Raw genomic sequence first — 17661 nt, 5'->3', positions numbered from 1 at the left:
ACGCACACACTTGGCCTATATCGAACCAACTCCAACAAGGTGGGGTTCCGCTATGGCCAGGTTTCTAACTTACGACCTCAACCCAACGCACTACCCTGACATAATCGCGTTGCTGTTAACATGACATATTGACGTTGCCACGACAGGGAATTAAGAATTTAGCTAGTTGGCGCCGGTAATTCGTCGAGGCAAGCTATGTCACGCTCGGTTCATTTACCGTAGATTCGCTCGAAAAATCCGCTCTCGTCTAATTTCTTAATGTAGCGTTTATCGATCAGATCCTCGACATTGACCTCGCCGATGCGCGGGTTCTGGGTCTTCGGCAGGCGTTGCACGTTGCGCATGCCTTCGATGGCCGGGTAGGGCTTGCGCGCCATGGTGCGAACCGCGTCGTGGCAACCTTCTTCGGCGGTCAGCGTGTCCTTTAGCCGCAGCTTCTTCATAATCAGTTCGACCACGGGGCTTTGGTTTTTCGGCGCGAACAAATAGGCCAGGCTTTCGAGCAAGGCTTTGATCATGTTCTCGATCAGCGCCGATTGGTCGTTGATGAAGCCGCGTTGTTCGAGCTTTTTGCTGAACGCCATGTCGATGACCGCGGCGTCGACGGTGCCGGATTCGAGAGCTTGGGCGCGTACCACTTGTTCGCCGGTGCCTTGTAGAATGATGTTGTCCCGCTTGAGGTCGAGGCCTAGACGTTCAAGCCACAGCAGCGCCGCCATCCAGTTGGTGCCGCCGACGCCTTGAATGCCGAGAATCTTGCCGCGCAAATCCTTCGCGGTTTTGATCGCCGGACGGGCGACAACGTTGTTGGTCATCTTGCCGGTAAACGTCGCCAGTACGCGCAAGTCCGACTCGGTCACCGACGCGCCGAGAATGCCGCTGCCGCCGCCGTAGGCGATGGGAATGGTCCCGGCCTTCATAGCAGCGATCATCAACGGTGTGTTGCGGACAAACACTAGCGTCGCGTCGATGCCGTACTTCTGAAAGAAACCTTTCTCCTGGGCGATCCAGAGCGGCGCGATGCGCGGATTGATCGTCGAGTGGCCGATGGTGAGTTTGGTGGCGCTGAAGGCGAATGTGGGTGTGAAGTATGTGAGAGCGAGAGCAAGAATCAGAAAGATAAACGGAGTCATGGAACTTTCCTTGGTTAGCAGCGTTTGCGTGTCAGCGTTATGGCGGGCAGATGAGAATGCTTTGGCATTTGTCCTTGCGAATGGCTTTCACGAGGGAGAGAACCCTTTGCGTTTGGAGAGATTCTTCGCGCCTCGCACGACTCCAGCCAAACGCATGAAGGGTTGCGCGCCGTAATCGGCTCGCGCTTTCTCCAACTCGTCGCGCACTACCTTTGCTTGTGAAACGCCGCTTTTAGCTGCTGTGCTCGCCAGCTAAGCCGCCAAGTCGTTGCTTAGGCGTATGCTAATTGACTTACGCATATTGTAAATGTGAGTTACGAGCGATCATCCATCGCAAGAACGACGGTTCAGATAACCGATGACCTCGGCTTCTCCGCACCCGGAAACAATCCATGTTTGGTGAGAAACTCGATCATGAAGCGGTTGAACAACCATGGCTGCTCGATCTGGCAGGCGTGGCCGGCGCCGGGTAAAACTTTCAACTCGCAGTTGGGCACGCGCGCCTGGAGCGCGAAAGAACTCGGATGGCTGCCGTCTTCGCTGCCGGTGAGGATGATCATCGGGCAGGCGATGCGCTCGTGGTGGCCATCAGGGTACGGCTGGGCGAGGGCGCGGAATTGATGAATGATCGTTTCCGCGTCGGCTTGGTCGTTGCGCTCGCTGAACATGTTGGCGAAGAAATGCGCCATCGGCGTCACGCGAAACGCCGCGCTCATGTCTTCGAAGGTGTAGCGCCAACGGTAGCCGATGCCTTCGGCGCTGTAATGATCGATACGCTTTTTGGTGAATTCCTTGGTCGGGTTGTAGCCGGTGCCGCAGAGCACGAGGGCGGCGGTTTTGTCCGGTCGCTGGTGATACATGAACGGCGCGATGGACGAGCCCACCGAGCAGCCTGCCAATATCGCTTTCTCACCGGGCGCCGCCTCGTCGATCGCTTCCCAACAGGCTTGGGCCATGTCGTCCATGGTCAGCCCGGCGTCCGCCTTGGGCGAGCGGCCGTAGCCCGGAATGTCGATGGCGATGCAGCGGTACCAGGTTGACAGATGCGCCATCTGATAAATCCAGCAGGATTGATCCATTGGGTTGGGATGGATAAACGCGATCACCGGGCCGGTGCGGCCCATGCGTTCGTAGTAAAGCGGGCCGTGAATGTGTGGGGCCATAAGGTCTCCTTAACTCTTGGCGTCTTTGCGGGATAAATTCTTTGCCGATTTCCTAACTCGAAATTACACTGAGCATAGGCAACGCTTAGACATTGAACGGATTATCTTTGCCCAATCCTTTCATCAAGTCCGGTTGCTCGGCTTTGTTGAGCGATTTGGCGAGTTCGAGCAGATAATCTTCCTGTTCGATCGCTTCGTACAACGCCAGCGAATTATTCGCTGACAACGGCTTGCCGCCGATGAAGTGAAACGAGTGGCAGTCCCAGTCGTAAAATTCATCGCCGCGGCTGCAGATTTCTTTCCAGCGGATGCCCACCGGGCTGCGATGCAGACCGGTGCGCGCCGGCAGCGCTTCTTGTTGTTCGATGGTCAAATTCAAATCGGCCTTGTAACCTTTTTCTTCGGGAATGCCATCCCACATGCGTCGGTAGCTCGGTAAAAATTCTTCTTGGCGCACGGTCAACGCTGTGTGCATATCCCAATAGCTGCCGTGTCCAGAGCAGCGCTCGTCGACGCTGTCGACTAATTTGTAAACCAAGCGCCCGCCGGCGCGCAGACGCAAGACGAGAGTGCCTTCGGCTGTTTTCGAGTTACGCTCGGCTTCGATGCCGCAGTACTCTTTAAAAAAGGCGGCATTTTTTTGCAGATCGCGGCCCCCGAAGACGCAGTGGCTGATGCGGCCGACGTTTTCTTCGGTGGCGATGTCCATGGCGCCCTCGGGCATTTCTACCGGCGCCCAGAATTCGTATTGGTTGCCATCCGGATCGGCGAAATAAATGACGCTGCCTTCCTCGCCATCGGCGGCGGTGCGGATGGCGTCGCTATGCGCGATCTTATGACGATCGAGGCGGCGCAAATGTTTGTCGATGTCCTCGGGCCGGATGTAAAAGCCGCAGCGCGGCAAGTTTTTGCCCAATTCTTTCGCCGGCGGATAAAACTCCGGCTGGAGAAACGCGCCGATGCGGCACGAGCCGCCGTCCCACCACAGAAAGCTGGTGATCTTGATATTTCTTTTCCGCGCCGCGGTGGTGAGACCGATGATTGGCTGGCGCTTGATGCCAGTGGCGTTGACCGCCCAATCGACCCACGCGCCCATGTCGTTGGTGCCGACGACGAAATGATCGATCCAGTGGACGGCGCCTGTCGGTTCTGTGCTGTTCATGTCAACTCCTTTATGAGATCAGGTCGTTGAAGTTGCAGAAGCCCTCGTTACGGCCCTTCGCTACGCGCCGCGCGCTACTCAGGACCTACTCGGGCAAACGGAATCTTTCTCAATCCAATTACCCCTGAGTTGGTTGCTACAGCCCTTCGTTACATCCTGCGCGCTACTCAGGGTCTACTCATCAATCGGTCATTTTCATAGTCCGATTCCCCGAGTAAGCCCGCAGGGCTGTATCGAGGGGGCGCCAAGTTTTTCATCACTCTTCTCTATAAGTCCGACAGCTTCGGATCCTCGTTGCGAGCGGTACCAAACGGGGGAAAGTGTGTCAAGCCGATTCAATCGGCGTTCAATAAATCCCCAACGCCAATCCCGCCGCGATGGTCGCGCCGATCTCTTCGCAACGCTGAAGATCGAACTCGCCGATCTGTTTCTTGGCGAGAATTTCGTCCGGTGTCTGCGCGTAGGTGCAGACGATCAGCGGCTCGGCGATGGGTTTCAAGCGCCAGCCGGTGGCAATTTTTTGAATTTGTCGGGCGGCGTTTTCGCCGTCGCTGCCGGCGCAGATGAGTGTCGCGTAGGGACGGCCGACGATTCTATCGAGTGCGGCATAGTAAGTGCGGTCGAAAAAATCTTTCATGACGCCGGACATCATGGCGAGATTTTCCGGGGTGGCGAAGATGTAGCCGTCGGCTTGCAGTAGTTCGCTTGGGCCGGCCTCGCCGGCATGGATAAAATTCACCGCGACATCCGGCTCGGACGCCGCGCCGCTGGCGGCGGCTTGCGCCATCTGATAAGTGCCGCCGGTCATGGAGTGATAGACGATGTGCAGTTTTTTCATTCAGGATGATTTAACCACAAAGCGCACAAAGAACACAAAGTAGGGGCGCGATTCATCGCGCCCTCGGACGAGTGGGGATGGATTAACCGCAAAAAGCGCAAAGGGCGCAAAAATGTGTTTGGATCTGTAGGGGCAAGGCGTGCCTTGCCCTCAGCGCAGACTAGCCACTAACGTGTCAATGAATCCTTCGTCATCCAATTCTTTTACCCAGTGCAGGTCCCACAGCGTCAGCGGGTTCTCCACTGTCGGGCCGTATTCTTGGGCGGCGATCTCGTTGGTGTTCATGATCGCTTCGACCGTTGGGTACGGTTTGATTTGTAACAGCTCGGCCATGGCGTCCACTTGGCTGCGCAGTTCGCCGATGTCGGTGAGCTTAATCAAGCGCATCGGTTCTTGGGCGGCGATGGCCACGGCTTCGTCGCGGCGGTATTTGTACTGTGCCAGGGCGTGGATTACGGCTTTAATATAATCTTTGAGCAGGTCGGAGTTCCGCGCGGCGAATTCGCTCAGGCAGGCTTGGGCGAACAGGCTGACGACTTCGGCTTCCTCAGCCGGGAATGTTTTCAGTCCGGCGGCCAGGGCGTCGGCGAGATAGATCGGCGCGATGAAGCAGGCGGCGCATTCGCCGCTGGCGACTTTCTTCCACTGCTTCCAGCGGCCAACTTCTTTGTCGCTGACGATGATCGTTCTTACATCGTTTTCCAGACCGACTTTGCGCAGCCAAAGAGTGATACGGTGGGGCCGGCCGAGGTCGCGCACGGCCATGGTCTTGCCTTTGAGATCGGCGAGGGAATTGAATTCCTGGGGCACGACCAATATTAAGCCGCGCTGAATCTGCGGCGCGCAGAAGAGCGAGATCTTTTTGCCTTTGGCCGCTTCGGTGTGGAGATACTCGATATGTTCGATGATCACGTCGCAGGAATCATTGAAGAGCGCGGCTTCGAATTCATGTTTCGGTTCTATTCGAATGATTTCGACGTTGACGTTGTAATGGCGTTCGGCCATCGCCTTGATGCAATAAATCATCGGTGTGCGGTCGTGGTCGCGGTAGGCGAGTCGGATGGCGCGCATGGCGGGACTCAAAACGGCCCGACGGGAATTGCCGGCCAGTTCTCTAACAATTTGCCGTAGCCTTTGATGTTGTAGCGCCGGCCGAGCTTGGAAAGAATCAGCCAGAGCATCGCCGGGTTGCTGGCGACGATGGGCAGTTTCAATTCCGCTTCCAATTTATCGAGCAGCGGAATCGGATCGAGCAGCGCGCCTTGAAAGTAGATGGCATCGACGTTGGGATATTCGTTCAGCGCTTTGTGCGTCATCGCTTCGACATCTTCTGAAGTCAGTTTCTGCGCGTCGGTGTGGGCGCGCAGGATTTGCGGCGGATAAAACGATTCGATACCGAATCCCACGAGGTAATCGTAGTAAAGATTTTTCAAGCCATCGTCCACCGGCGTCATGAGCAGAATCCGTTTCGCTGAAAATGCTTTGAGTGCCGCCACCGAGGAACGCAACGCCAGGGAAAAAGGAATTGTCAATCCCGCGGCAACTTCGTCCCACATGCCGGGGTTGAGCGCTTCCTTGGGCGCGCCGCTGATGATCGCGCCATGCCAACCATGCTGTTCTGCCAATTGCGAAGCTTCGCCGATCAGCGCACCGACTTTGCCTTTGGCATCGTAGAGCGATGTGTGCGTGCCGGATTCTTGCATGAAGCTGAAGTCGATGTCGGCGGGAATAAATTTCTTGAAGCTGGCGTGATGGGGACTGGTCGGCGCGCTGGAGCCGAGGAAGCCGATCTTGATGGGTGTGGATTGCGACATGGGTGCTCCAAGATCTGGGCGTATGCAATACGCCTCTACGGTGACATCGCTATCAATTATGTTTCTATTGTTCGGATGCCAAGGAGCCGCGGATGCCCCAATCTTCTTTGTCGGTGTCGTGAAATAAAATATTTAGCGACTCCGGTTTGACGCTGACCACCTCGGCGAAGTCTTTTGAAATCCGCTTCACCAACTCGTTTTTCTGTTCCTTGGTTTTACCCGAGTACATGTAAATGTGAACGACCGGCATGGTTTTCTCCTTGCGATAAAGATGCTCTCAGAAATATGCAACTGGCGCGGGAAAGGCAACCAAAATATTGCTAAACACTTGACACAAAGCGCCGGTTAGTAGGAATATGGCAACCATCTGGCAGGGGAGCTTGTAACATGGAAAAAATCTTAGCGGCCCGGTTGGGTCTAGAGCTTGCGGAGCCGGTTTCCTTCTTGATCAAGTCGTCATTTTTCCTAATCGCTTGTGGTGCGACTTTGTTCCTCGTATTGGCGTCAAGTTATCCTGCCGTGCATGACACTTTGCATAATGTCCGTCACGCCTTGGCCGTCGTTCCTTGTCATTGAAATTTCTCAGCGCGAATTTACTCTTCGCCGGGCTCTCGCTCATTCTGCTCGTTCCCGCGCTGGCAGCCGATTCTCTCAATATTTATTTTAAGACCGCCCCGGTGATCGAACAGGTTCGCCCATTCGCCGATCCGGTGAATTTATCCGTGCTAGTAACCGGCGCCGATGGCCGGCCGGTGACTGGCGGTATCGTTGAGTTGCGTCTCGATGCGCCGCCGGCTGGCAGTTGGCTGTCCACGGATATCCCGCTGGTGGAAGGGACAAGGTTGCTGGAGCTGCGCCTGCCGCTACGCCAAGGCCGCGCCAACTGGAAATATCTCATGCCGATCCGCGGCCGGTATCGCCTAGTCGTCGATGCGATCAGCGAAGATGGACGCAGGCACAGCCAAACATTCGAATTCACGGTCAGTGAAAATCGCTACAAGTGGATCGCTTTGAGTGGCTTTTCCCTGGCGCTTTTGCTTTTCGGTTTTGCCGCTGGGAGAGTTTTTACTTCGGCTAAAGTCGCTTCGGCCGTGCTTCTCGTGGTTTGTCTAGGTGGCGTTGAAGCCGCGCTTGCCGCGGCTGACTATTCGGCTCATCTCGACATCGAAGCGGCGACAGTTGGCAAGCCGAGCCGCGTTCATTGGCGTCTGGAGGGCGGCGGCGAAAATCCGCGAGCGGCGCTCACGCTCAGCATTACCCACTTGGAAAAAGACAAGATTGTCTTTGCCGTCGAGCGGCTCGCGGTGGCGGGCGAGTTCGAATTCAAGTATCACTTCCCCGACGGCGCTGAGTATCGGGTTACGGCGGTTGCCGAGGTTCCAGGGCGGGGGCTGGTCAACGTCGAAAAAAATATTTCCGTGACCGGCGTCGAGCCGCCGGCGACGGCGATGATTCCCGCGCTGAGCTTTTTTCTCGCATTGGTCGCGCTCGGGTTGGTTGCCGGACGATGGAGCAAACGGCGCGGGACAAAAAAATAGGGGCACGTTGAACGTGCCCCTATTTTGACGACCGACGAGTTTAACTATTTTTCCGACACGTCGATGAGTACGCCGTCGGGATCGGCCATTTGATATTGGCCGAAACAGCAGGAGGCCAAAAGGTTTTTGCGCACGTCGCGTTCGGGATTTTTTTCCGGACGGTTTTCATCGACGGCGTAAAGATGGGCGTGCTTCTCGACATCGGCTTTGAAAGCCGAGAGACTTTCCACCTTGAAGCCGATGTGATCCAGCGCCGGCCGTTCGATGCCCGAACCGGCGAAGTCGGAGATCTTCCACGGCATCACGGCTAAGGTTACTTTGCCGTCGGAGAGATAGTGGTTGGGATCGCCCGCCGGCTTTTCCAATTCTTGCAGCTCAAACACGTCGCGATAAAATTCGCCGCATAGATCGGGATCGACGCAGCGCAGGCCGAAGTGGCCGATGCGCCGTTTGCGCTCTTCGATTTTCTCGGTGTACATGTCGCTGCGGTTTTCCATATTGAGCTGCGATAGATCGAAGACGTTGCCGTTGGGATCGTGCATGCTAATGCCGGCGAAGGGGCGGTTGCTCGGCCGGTGCAGCACTTGGATTTTAGGATATTTTTCTTTCAACCGGCCAAACACCACTTCGACATCTTGGACTTCAAAGCCGAAATGGTCGAAGCCCGCGTGGCGGCCCGGCGCGCGCGGATTCAAGTTCAAACCGACGTAGCCGTCGCCGACGACCACGGCACCGCCGGCGCGCGTCAGGGTCGATCGCTTCATGCCGAAAACATCCCGGTAAAAATTACCTTCGTGATCGGCGTTGGTGGTGACGATGGCCATGTGTCTCATTTGTGCGAACATAGCGGGCTCCTTTGCGCGGTAAAGATACGTCTACCGTAGTTGAATGCGGCGGGGGATGTCAAACGATTGGTGGCGCTACTAAGGAGATTCTGGGGACACAATACTAATTTGTTCTTGACTGAAGGCATTGGGGTCGACTAGGTTTTGCTCATGGCGCGAATATCCTGAGTTGTAGCGTCTGGTTATCAGCATCACGTCACGCAGCGGAGCGTGCGATCGGCGAAGCGGAAGCCGGAGATAGAAATCAATCATTCGATCCAAAAGACTCTTGATGATACCGGCTCTATCGATCAGTTGTCGAAGCGCTGAGAGTTATATTCTTATGTCTTGTGCCAATTCGGAGGTCCTCGATGCAACTTGAAGTTCAACATGCTGGATTCACGGCGCAACGATTGGCTGTCGAAACCGCGGAATGGTTTCGTGGGCCGCGGCTTCTGGTCAATGGTAGCGTCGCGGCAAAGAAGAAGGGTTGCTATACGGTTAAGACAGATTCGGGAGCGGATCTGGCAATTTGGCTGAAATATAATTTTCTCGATCCGATCCCCAAAGTCAAAATCGGTGACGAATCAATGGAACTCGCTAGCCCGCTGAAATGGCACGAGTACGTTTGGATCGGCATTCCCATTGCCTTGGTTTTTGTCGGCGGTGCGATCGGCGGCCTGGCTGGCGGATTGGGCGCTCATGCCAATGGCAGGCTCTTTCGAAGTGATCGTGGGCCCATTGCCAAGTATGGGCTTTCGGCGCTGATATCTTTGGCCGCGGGCATTGTCTACGTAGCTTTGGCGACAACTTTTCAGTTACTTGTTGGGGGCGTGCATACTTGATTCACTCAGCCATTGCGAAATTTGAGGTCTCGCACATAGAGACGATTGGAAGCCGCGCATTACTAGAACTACGCGCTTTGCCTTCGGCGTGGCCGCCGCAGTGGCCTTGATCGCACTCTGCTTACACATCACAAATTGGTATCGGTCTGGCTCAATCAACCGGCCTTCCGCGGCGAATATGCTCGGTCTGCTGGTGATGACCTCAACGGGCGTCGCCGACCCAGCGCCTGGCCGCCTGCGGCTGGGGCTCACTGTCATCGCCCTCGGACTCATTCTGCCGAGTTCTGTACTGCTGATTTTACGGTGACGTGATTAGTCTTGCTCGGTAAATCCTGCGAATCCAACCTTAACCCCACGGCTTTTCCGCCGCGGCATTCTGCCCGGCGATTTTCCCGGCGACGAAACACTCGGTGATGTTGCCCGCTTCCATATAAAGATGGCCGTAGATGGAGCTGATCTCGCCGGCGACGTAGAGGCGCGGGATGGGCCGCTTCATCGGGTCGAGGACGCGCTGTTCGACATCGTGTTCGGGACCGCCTTGGGTGTTGTTGACGATGGGCCAGGCTTCTATGACGTAGAACGGGCCGTTTTTGATCGGCATCATGGTTTTCGGCGGGCGTTTGTGGTCTTCGTCTTGGCCTTTGTCGCACAGTTCGTTCCAGCGCTCGACGGTGGCGCGCAGCACTTTGGGATTGACGTCGATCTGGGCGGCAATGTCTTCCAGTGAGTTGCCTTTCTTGATCCAGCCTTTATCGATCTCGGCAAGATTGTCGTCGCTCCATTTGGCGTCGTAACGCTCGTCGTTGACGATGGGAATTCCTATTGGCCCGAGCTTTCTCCCTTCTTCGTCGAAGATCAGATAGCAGGGGATGCGCGGGTAATCTTGAATGTCCGCGTCGTAAAATTCCAACGGCCGCGTGCCGGTGTCCTGGGGCGCGGGCGGATACTCGTCCATGAAGCGTTTGCCGAACTTGTCGACGCCGATCCAAATCATTTTGCGATTTTCATTTCGCGGCCCGGCCCAGACATGGCGAATCGCGAACGGCAGCTCGGCGAATTTGAATCCGTAGCCGCCGTGGAAATGCCACATGTGCCAAAGCCCCGCGCCGGCTTTCTGCGCCATCTTCAAACCGTCGCCGGTGTTGCCGAGATAGACGGGATAGACCGGCTGGGCTTCGAAGTATTGCAGTTTTAAAGCGTCGTCGTTTTCGTAGCCGCCGCAGCACAGGACGACGCCCTTGTTGGCTTTGATTCTAATCGTCTTGCCGTCATGCTCGGCGACCAGGCCGATCACTTCGCCGTCGCCGTTCAAGATCAATTCTTTTGCCGGCGTCGAGAGCATTACTTCGATCTTGCGCGTGTTGACGTTGTCGTAGACGACTTTGAACAAGCGCGCGCCGCCGCGCAGTCCCTTGGCCCAGGGGAATTCGTCATAGGCTTGAAAGTCTTTCAACTTGATCGAGTCGATGTCGTTGGTGCCGGGAAACGGATAGGTGCCGTGGCCGCGCACTTCGGTCTGGGTCGGTTCGGTGCCGCTGACTTTGGCCAACTGCTTCACCCAATCCACTATGCCGACCATCTCCTCGGCCATCTTTCGCAAGATGTCGTCCGGCGTGGTGCCGTTGCAGGTGCGTTTTAGATATTGAAAAGCGCCCTCGGCATTATGTGCAAAGGCGACGCCGCCGCCGGAGAGGATCGAAATGCCGCCAGGGTGGGGCATCTTTTCGATTAGCAAAACTTTCGCGCCGGCGTCATGAGCGGTCATCGCCGAGATGCCTCCCGCCGCTCCATAGCCGACGACGAGTACGTCTACTTCTTTGTCCCAGGTGTGTGTGCCGTTTGCCATTTTTAAAAACTCCTTCTCGTTTCTTAATTCCGATTCCTTCCCCTCGACGGGGAAGGACCCTTTTCGATTCTCTCCCCCTAGATGGGGGAGAGTTAGAGTGGGGGTGCTTCGCGCGGTTTGAAATGAAAAGAGATCACCCCTATCCTAACCTTCCCCCGTCGAGGGGGAAGGAACCGGATCGTTGCAATACTCCAATTCCTACAGCCGCTCCTCCAACCAGTCCAACATGTACGGCAGATTGTGCGCCCAGTAGTCGTGGCTGCAATGGATGCGGCCACCGCCGTCCGCTTCGCCGTTAATTTTTAGCGTTTTGTCTTTGGCCCCGATTTCTTCGAATAGCCGTTTGGCGCCTTCGACCGACATCAGCGTGTCTTTGTCGCCGTGGGTGATCAGTGTCGGACATGTGATGTTTTTCGCTATTCCCGCCATGGTGAAATCTTTTAATTGCCGGCGCGCTTCGTCGTGGCTGACGCCGCCGAGCAGTCTTTGGCAAACCGGTTGCAAATGCACGCACCAGTCGTAGAGATCGTCGAGTATCGAATAACAGCCGCTCCAGGCGACCAGCGCTTTGATTCGTTTTTCAAATGCCGCCAGGCGCGGCGAGTAGTAGCCGGCCATGCTGATGCCGAGCAGGGCGACGCGGTTCGGGTCGACTTCCGGCCGTGAGACTAAATAGTCGATACAAGCTTTGCCCGGCACTTCGTAGTCGGGCCTCGTCTTGATGCCTTTCAAATACATCGACGAGCCGCGCCCCGGCGTGTCGACCAGCAACATCGCCCAGCCGCGCTCGAGCATCTGTTTGCCGCCGAAATAAATTTCTTCGGCGTAGGCGTCGGCGCCGCCGAGGAACAGCACCGCCGGCCATTTGCCCGGTTTGGGATTGACCGGATGGCAGAAGTAGCCGTCGTATTCTTCATTTCCGCAGCGCACGGTGATGACGTCTATCTTGGTTGGATTGATTCGCGCCGCGGCGCGAAAGTTTTCTTGCGACTTGCGAAAGCGTTCCCCACGTTTGGTTTCCTCCGCGATCGTCAAGAGCACGTCGGACATTCGATAATAATTGCTGGCGTGGAAAAAGTTTTGCCGCGCCGTGCTTTGATGGCCGGCAGCGAGGGCGGCGTGGGCCCCCGCTTCGGTCTTGTCCGCCAGCGCCAGCCACTCGCGTTCCCATGCATCTTTGTCGCCGGCTTCGACGTTCTTCATGGCGCGGGCGATGTCGAACACATCGGCGCCGCCCTGCTGCGCTTGTGCGACCAGCCGCAACGTGTGGCCGCCGAACGGATGGTTGGGAAAAAGAAAGTCGAACATGAAGCCTCCGCGCGATTGGCGTTGGGATTCTTATAGCGTAGCGTCGGCGCGGGATACAAGCGCGCAGTTGCCGGCGCGTTCTTACCCCTCTTTGGAAAAGAGGGGGAGGGGAGATTTTATTATTGGGAGTTTGGCTGCGCCATTCTGACGAACGAGGACAACCGCCCCACACGGCAACCAAATCCCCCTTGGTCCCCCTTTTCCAAAGGGGGAAACCAAGAAGGCAGAAATCATTGCCTTCGTCGCTGCTCTGTTTGTTGACAGTGCGAAGGGTTACGGGATACTTGTTTTAATCAATATTCAGCGGAGGACTGACGGTATGAAAGACGGTTTTAAGATTCTCGATTCCGATATGCATCTGCGCGAGCCGGGAAATTTGTGGGACATGTATATGGAGCCGGAGTGGCGCGAGCGGGCGCCGAAGATTCTTAGCTCGACGGCGCGCAGCTCGGCGATGGTGATGATCGAGGGGAAAATTCTTCAGGGCTATCAGCCGACCTATCGCGGCGGCATCTTCGACGCCACTCGGATCGACAACGAGATCGCCGACTATCGTGCCCAGGGTTTTGACGCGAAAACTCAGCTGGCGGCCATGGATCGCGAAGGTTTGGATGTCGCGGTGCTCTATCCGTCCATCGGTTTGGGCATCATGATGCGCGACGAGATGGACCCGAAGCTTGCCGCCGCGATCGCGCGGGCCTATAACAACTGGCTCTACGATTTTTGCCAGACCGATCCCAAGCGGCTCAAAGGCGCGGCGATGATGCCGCTGCAAGATCCCAACGAGGCAGTCAAAGAAGCGCAGCGCGCCGTCGGCAAGCTGGGCTTCGCTGGCGTTTATGCCCGACCCGAGCCGATGCGCAATCTGCCCTGGCACGCGCGTTATTTCGATTCGCTCTGGTCGTGCCTTGAAGAACTTAACGTACCTATCGGTTTCCACTCGGCCACGGCGGCCGGCGAAGTGACGCAGATCGGCGACCGCTTCGGCGACAATTTATTGCTGCGCCACGTGGTGTCCCATCCGTTGGAAAACATGGTTGCCATGGTCGACACCATCGGCGGCGGCGTGTGTGAGCGCCACCCGAAATTAAAACTAGCTTTCTTGGAATGTTACTGCGGCTGGGTTTCTTTCCTGCTGCACCGCATGGACAACGCCATGGCCAAAGGCCGCTTCCCGACCGCGGGCAAGCTTAAGCCCAGCGAATACTTCCAGCGCCAGTGTTGGATCTCTACCGAGCATGAAAAAGAGCTGCCGATGATTATCGATTTGATTGGTGACGATAAGATTGTCTTTTCCACCGACTATCCCCACGGCGATTCGGATTTCCCTGAAGCGGTGGAGGAATTTCTCGAAATGAAAAACGTTTCGAAGCAGAGCCAGAAGAAGATTCTCTGGGATAATTGTGCGGCGCTGTATAACTTGAATTAGTACCCCATCTTTTCCCTCTCCCGCTGGGAGAGGGTTAGGGTGAGGGCCGTTGCGTTGGAACACCGGACCCTCACCTCGATCCTCTCCCAAAGGGCGAGGAAGAAGAATCGGAGAAACCCATGCACAAAAAAATCACTCGGCGAGCTTTTTGCTCTGTGCTCTTAGCTTTTCCCTTTTCAGCCCACGCGCAGCAGGCGGGAAAAATCTTTCGCATAGGTGTCCTGGATAATACCACTGCTTCTGGCAGCGCGGTTCGCCTGCTGGCGTTCTGGCAGGAGGTGCGAAGGCTTGGCTGGATCGAGGGAAAGAATATTACCATTGAGTACCGGTTTTCCGAAGGAAAGGCCGACCGTCTACCTGAGCTTGCCGCGGAGTTGGTTCGTCTTAAGGTTGATCTAATTGTGGTCACAGCCACGGCATCGGCGTTAGCGGCCAGCGCGCCACTACTACCATTCCCATCGTGATGACGGGCTCTGCGGACCCCGTGGGTGCGGGTCTGATTGCTAGTCTGGCTCGGCCGGGAGGCAATGTCACGGGGGTTTCGACATTACAGGTCGAGCTAAATACCAAAAGGCTGGAGGTACTCAAGGACGCGGTCCCGAAGCTCGCTCGAGTTGGACTTCCGCAGCTACCTCTGGCACCAGGATCCAGCAGGTCAATATCAAGCGACCTCCAAATGAAAGATCTCAGGGCTGCGGCTCTGTACCTGAAGCTGGAATTGGAGGAGATCGAGACTCAACCGGACGCCAAAGGTTTAGAGAGCTTCTTTAAAACCGCAAAGCAGAAGCAGGTCAATGCGATTATGGTGATCCGCCCCATCTTTTTCGCCGAAAGAAAGCGGATCGTCGAGCTTGCCGTCAAATACCGGTTGCCGGTTATTTACGCGCAGAAGGAGTATGTCGATGAGGGCGGACTCATGTACTACGGGATCGACTCCACTGACCTCCTTCGGCGCGCGGCTGTTTTCGTGGACAAGATCTTGAGAGGCGCCAAACCGACTGAACTTCCAGTCGAGCAGGCGATGAGGTTTGAATTCGTCATCAGCCTCAAGGCGGCGAAGCAGATCGGTCACACGATTCCGGTCGAACTACTGGCGCGGGCGAATGAGGTTAGAAAATAGGCGTGAGGTGAGAGGCAACAGGCGTTGGTAGGGGCGGACCGTCGCCTGCCCTGAGCGGAGACGAAGGGTGTCCGCCCGTTCGGAGGGCCGACACGCAGGTCGGCCCCTACACGTATCCGGCAATCGGCAATCTAGAATAATATTCGGAGGTAAACTGTGGCTTATCGCACCATTGGTAAAACGTTGCCGCGCGTCGAAGGGTACGGCAAAGTAACTGGGCAGACCAAGTACGCGGCGGATTTGCCGTTTGAAGGTTTGCTCTGGGCGAAGGTGCTGCGCGCTTCGGTGGCGCATGCGCGAATTATTAAAGTCGACACGGCGAAAGCCAAGGCGTTGCGCGGCGTGCGCGCGGTGCTCACTGGCGCGGATGTGAAAGATATCTTTGTCGGCACGCGGGTGAAAGACCAGCCGGTATTGGCGTACGACAAGGTGCGCATGGCCGGTGACGCCATCGCGGCGGTGGCGGCCGACAGCGAAGCGATCGCCGATGAGGCGATCGGTTTGATCGACTTCGAGTACGAAGCGCTGCCCTATGTCGACGATCCGGTGGAGGCGCTCAAGCCAAGCGCGCCGCTGATTCATGAGGATCGCAACAAATATAAAAATACGCCGAAGCTGCCTGAAGGAATGTCCGGACACAATCTGCAATCCTACGTGCAGTGGAAGAACGGCGATGTCGAAGCCGGCTTCGCCAAGTCAACGCGGGTTTTCGAGCATACTTTTCGCACGCCGCTGTCGCATCATGGTTATATCGAGCCCTGCGCCTGTACCGTGCAGGTTCATTCCAACGGCCAGGTTGAAGTCTGGGCGTCGAACAAAGGGCCGTGGGGCTTGCGCGAACAGATGTCAGAAGACTTCGGCGTGCCCCAGGAAAAAATAAAAATCCACATCGTTCACGTCGGCGGCGACTTCGGCGCCAAGGCGTCGTTGATCGATGTGCCGATCGCTTATTACTTAGCGAAAGCGTGCGGCGGCACGCCGGTAAAATTAGTCCTCGACTACAGCGAAGAAATTTTGATCGGCGGCCATCGCCATCCGTCGGTGATCACGGTGAAAACCGGTGTTGCGGCTGACGGCACGCTGTTGGCGGTCAAAAGCGATATTTATTTTAGCGGCGGTGCCTACGGTTCGCAGAAGGCCAATCCGCAGGTGACCGTGCTCGGCGGGCGGCGCTTGGCGAGCATGTACCGCTGTCCGGCCATCGACGTCCGGACTTTTTGTTCCTACACCAACCAAGTTCCCTGCACGCAGACGCGCACGCCCGGTAGCCCGCAAGTGGTCTTCGCCTTCGAATCGCAGATGGAGATCATCGCTAAGGAGATGGGCATCGACGCGCTAGAATTGCGCCGCAAAAATATTCTCCACGATGGCGACGCCAATCCCATGGGTGAAAAGTGGAGTCACATTCTCATGGGTGAGGTGCTGGAGCGCATCGTCAAAACTTCCGGCTGGAAAAAAGGCGGCCCGAAGAAAAATCGCGGCTGGGGCATGGCGCTCTACGATCGCGGCACGCCGGAAGGCAAAGCGAGCTCTGCACTAACGCTTGAAGCCGACGGCAAGGTGAATATTCTCACCGGCGTGCCCGACGTCGGGCCGGGTTATTACACCGTCAGCCAGCAGATGGTTTGCGAGACTCTCGGCTTGGCGCCGGAAAAAGTCGGCGTGGTTTTCAAAGACACCGATAGTTTACCTTTCGATCCCGGCACCGGCGGCAGCAAACAAACTAATACTTCCGGTCACGCAGTGAATTTATCGGCGCACGAGGTGCTCGCGAAATTAGTCGCCTTGGCGGCGCGGGAGTTGGGCTGCGCGCCGGAAGAGATTCAACAACAGGGCGGAAAATTAACCGCACCCAACAAAAAATCGACGACCACTGAGAACATGATCAGGTTAGCCGTGAAAGAAAACGGCGGTCCGGTTTTTCATCTCAGTAATTACGTTCCCAAGGACATGCCCAAGGTGACCGGCTTCGCCGCGCAAGTCGCCGAGGTCGAAATCGATCCGACCACCGGCGGGGTGACGGTTTTGAATCTGACCACGGCGCACGACACCGGCACGGTACTCAATCATCTGACGCTCACCGGACAGATCGAAGGCGGTATCATCACCGGCTTCGGCTTCGCGACCATGGAAGAGAACCCACTGGTCGACGGCAAGATCGCGACGTTGAGCTTGGGCGAAGCGAAGCTGCCGTGCATCGCCGACGTGCCGCCGTTGAAAACCGTTCTGGTCGAAAGTCCCACGGGGCCGACGCCGTTCGGCGGCAAAGCGATCGCGGAAAATCCCAACGTGCCGACCGCCGCGGCGATTGCCAACGCCATCGCCGACGCCTGCGGCGTACGGCTGTTCGAGCTGCCGCTGTCGGCGGAAAAGATTTATTGGGCGATGAAGCGCAAGTAATTCGCGGCAGCGATTCGGATTCGGAATATTAACCGCAAAGAACTTAGCGCAGCAGAGCCGCAACCAAAACTCGGAGTATCTCTCGCAAAGGCGCCAAGGCCGCAAAGGTCGGAGAAGAATGCTGAAAATAATCCGTCATAATATTTATCTTTCCCCTCCGAACTTGGCGTCTTTGCGGCTTTGCGAGAGGCACATCCGAATCCGAGAGAATTCACCACCAGAGAAATTTGCGCAAGCCGCG

The 17661-nt window shown here is 56.5% G+C and carries 17 protein-coding genes; 7 read left to right on the top strand and 10 right to left on the bottom strand.

Annotated features, from left to right (window positions below):
* Positions 1–209: 209 nt before the first annotated feature.
* The 7 genes from EXR70_20875 to EXR70_20845 all read right to left on the bottom strand — a co-directional run bounded on the left by EXR70_20875 (position 210) and on the right by EXR70_20845 (position 6360).
* Positions 210–1133: an ABC transporter substrate-binding protein gene (locus EXR70_20875; protein MSP40950.1), complete on the bottom strand. Its 924-nt coding sequence runs from the start codon at positions 1131–1133 to the stop codon at positions 210–212.
* Positions 1134–1480: 347 nt separating this feature from the next.
* Complete coding sequence (locus EXR70_20870) at positions 1481–2296, bottom strand: alpha/beta hydrolase (GenBank protein ID MSP40949.1); 816 nt, start codon at positions 2294–2296, stop codon at positions 1481–1483.
* 85 nt (positions 2297–2381) lie between these two features.
* Complete coding sequence (locus EXR70_20865) at positions 2382–3458, bottom strand: VOC family protein (protein ID MSP40948.1); 1077 nt, start codon at positions 3456–3458, stop codon at positions 2382–2384.
* A 346-nt stretch (positions 3459–3804) separates the two neighbouring features.
* Positions 3805–4296, bottom strand: coding sequence for a flavodoxin family protein (locus EXR70_20860; protein MSP40947.1), 492 nt, complete (start codon positions 4294–4296; stop codon positions 3805–3807).
* Positions 4297–4446: 150 nt separating this feature from the next.
* Positions 4447–5367, bottom strand: coding sequence for an ABC transporter substrate-binding protein (locus EXR70_20855; protein MSP40946.1), 921 nt, complete (start codon positions 5365–5367; stop codon positions 4447–4449).
* 8 nt (positions 5368–5375) lie between these two features.
* Positions 5376–6110, bottom strand: coding sequence for a hypothetical protein (locus tag EXR70_20850; GenBank protein MSP40945.1), 735 nt, complete (start codon positions 6108–6110; stop codon positions 5376–5378).
* Between the two features lie 64 nt (positions 6111–6174).
* Positions 6175–6360: a 4-oxalocrotonate tautomerase gene (locus tag EXR70_20845; GenBank protein MSP40944.1), complete on the bottom strand. Its 186-nt coding sequence runs from the start codon at positions 6358–6360 to the stop codon at positions 6175–6177.
* A 137-nt stretch (positions 6361–6497) separates the two neighbouring features.
* Between EXR70_20845 and EXR70_20840 the strand changes: the two genes are divergently transcribed.
* Both EXR70_20840 and EXR70_20835 read left to right on the top strand, forming a co-directional pair.
* A complete protein-coding gene (locus EXR70_20840; protein MSP40943.1) occupies positions 6498–6686 on the top strand; it encodes a hypothetical protein in 189 nt (62 codons plus the stop codon).
* A complete protein-coding gene (locus tag EXR70_20835; protein ID MSP40942.1) occupies positions 6677–7648 on the top strand; it encodes a hypothetical protein in 972 nt (323 codons plus the stop codon). The genes EXR70_20840 and EXR70_20835 overlap by 10 nt, the downstream gene beginning before the upstream one ends.
* Before the next feature lie 44 nt (positions 7649–7692).
* Here the strand turns inward: EXR70_20835 and EXR70_20830 are convergent, their stop codons facing one another.
* Positions 7693–8493 (bottom strand): hypothetical protein, encoded by an 801-nt coding sequence (locus tag EXR70_20830; protein MSP40941.1) that lies wholly within the window; start codon positions 8491–8493, stop codon positions 7693–7695.
* Positions 8494–8843: 350 nt separating this feature from the next.
* On the opposite strand from EXR70_20830, the gene EXR70_20825 reads away from it, so the two are divergent.
* On the top strand, positions 8844–9317 hold the full coding sequence (locus tag EXR70_20825; protein ID MSP40940.1) for a hypothetical protein: 474 nt from the start codon (positions 8844–8846) through the stop codon (positions 9315–9317).
* Positions 9318–9663: 346 nt separating this feature from the next.
* Here the strand turns inward: EXR70_20825 and EXR70_20820 are convergent, their stop codons facing one another.
* Positions 9664–11163 (bottom strand): FAD-binding protein, encoded by a 1500-nt coding sequence (locus EXR70_20820; protein MSP40939.1) that lies wholly within the window; start codon positions 11161–11163, stop codon positions 9664–9666.
* A gap of 198 nt (positions 11164–11361) precedes the next feature.
* Complete coding sequence (locus EXR70_20815; protein ID MSP40938.1) at positions 11362–12471, bottom strand: alpha/beta hydrolase; 1110 nt, start codon at positions 12469–12471, stop codon at positions 11362–11364.
* A 319-nt stretch (positions 12472–12790) separates the two neighbouring features.
* Between EXR70_20815 and EXR70_20810 the strand changes: the two genes are divergently transcribed.
* The 4 genes from EXR70_20810 (at position 12791) to EXR70_20795 (ending at position 17420) form a co-directional block, all read left to right on the top strand.
* A complete protein-coding gene (locus EXR70_20810) occupies positions 12791–13900 on the top strand; it encodes an amidohydrolase (GenBank protein ID MSP40937.1) in 1110 nt (369 codons plus the stop codon).
* A 119-nt stretch (positions 13901–14019) separates the two neighbouring features.
* Entirely contained in the window at positions 14020–14364 is a 345-nt protein-coding gene (locus EXR70_20805; GenBank protein MSP40936.1) for a hypothetical protein, read from the top strand.
* The gene (locus EXR70_20800) at positions 14361–15020 is read left to right on the top strand and encodes a hypothetical protein (GenBank protein ID MSP40935.1); all 660 of its coding nucleotides are present in this window, start codon (positions 14361–14363) and stop codon (positions 15018–15020) included. The genes EXR70_20805 and EXR70_20800 overlap by 4 nt, the downstream gene beginning before the upstream one ends.
* A gap of 156 nt (positions 15021–15176) precedes the next feature.
* Positions 15177–17420 (top strand): xanthine dehydrogenase family protein molybdopterin-binding subunit, encoded by a 2244-nt coding sequence (locus EXR70_20795; GenBank protein ID MSP40934.1) that lies wholly within the window; start codon positions 15177–15179, stop codon positions 17418–17420.
* The last annotated feature ends 241 nt before the right edge of the window (positions 17421–17661 follow it).

The sequence above is a fragment of the Deltaproteobacteria bacterium genome, assembly GCA_009692615.1.
In the GTDB taxonomy this organism is placed as follows: Bacteria; Desulfobacterota; Binatia; order UBA9968; family UBA9968; genus DP-20.
This window is presented reverse-complemented; position numbering and strand designations above follow the sequence as displayed.

What these genes read in the sequence shown, in the direction of transcription:
- EXR70_20875 (MSP40950.1), bottom strand. Translation starts at nt 1,133, where the DNA reads ATGACTCCGTTTATCTTTCTGATTCTTGCTCTCGCTCTCACATACTTC.
- EXR70_20870 (MSP40949.1), bottom strand. Translation starts at nt 2,296, where the DNA reads ATGGCCCCACACATTCACGGCCCGCTTTACTACGAACGCATGGGCCGC.
- EXR70_20865 (MSP40948.1), bottom strand. Translation starts at nt 3,458, where the DNA reads ATGAACAGCACAGAACCGACAGGCGCCGTCCACTGGATCGATCATTTC.
- EXR70_20860 (MSP40947.1), bottom strand. Translation starts at nt 4,296, where the DNA reads ATGAAAAAACTGCACATCGTCTATCACTCCATGACCGGCGGCACTTAT.
- EXR70_20855 (MSP40946.1), bottom strand. Translation starts at nt 5,367, where the DNA reads ATGCGCGCCATCCGACTCGCCTACCGCGACCACGACCGCACACCGATG.
- EXR70_20850 (MSP40945.1), bottom strand. Translation starts at nt 6,110, where the DNA reads ATGTCGCAATCCACACCCATCAAGATCGGCTTCCTCGGCTCCAGCGCG.
- EXR70_20845 (MSP40944.1), bottom strand. Translation starts at nt 6,360, where the DNA reads ATGCCGGTCGTTCACATTTACATGTACTCGGGTAAAACCAAGGAACAG.
- EXR70_20840 (MSP40943.1), top strand. Translation starts at nt 6,498, where the DNA reads ATGGAAAAAATCTTAGCGGCCCGGTTGGGTCTAGAGCTTGCGGAGCCG.
- EXR70_20830 (MSP40941.1), bottom strand. Translation starts at nt 8,493, where the DNA reads ATGTTCGCACAAATGAGACACATGGCCATCGTCACCACCAACGCCGAT.
- EXR70_20825 (MSP40940.1), top strand. Translation starts at nt 8,844, where the DNA reads ATGCAACTTGAAGTTCAACATGCTGGATTCACGGCGCAACGATTGGCT.
- EXR70_20820 (MSP40939.1), bottom strand. Translation starts at nt 11,163, where the DNA reads ATGGCAAACGGCACACACACCTGGGACAAAGAAGTAGACGTACTCGTC.
- EXR70_20815 (MSP40938.1), bottom strand. Translation starts at nt 12,471, where the DNA reads ATGTTCGACTTTCTTTTTCCCAACCATCCGTTCGGCGGCCACACGTTG.
- EXR70_20810 (MSP40937.1), top strand. Translation starts at nt 12,791, where the DNA reads ATGAAAGACGGTTTTAAGATTCTCGATTCCGATATGCATCTGCGCGAG.
- EXR70_20805 (MSP40936.1), top strand. Translation starts at nt 14,020, where the DNA reads ATGCACAAAAAAATCACTCGGCGAGCTTTTTGCTCTGTGCTCTTAGCT.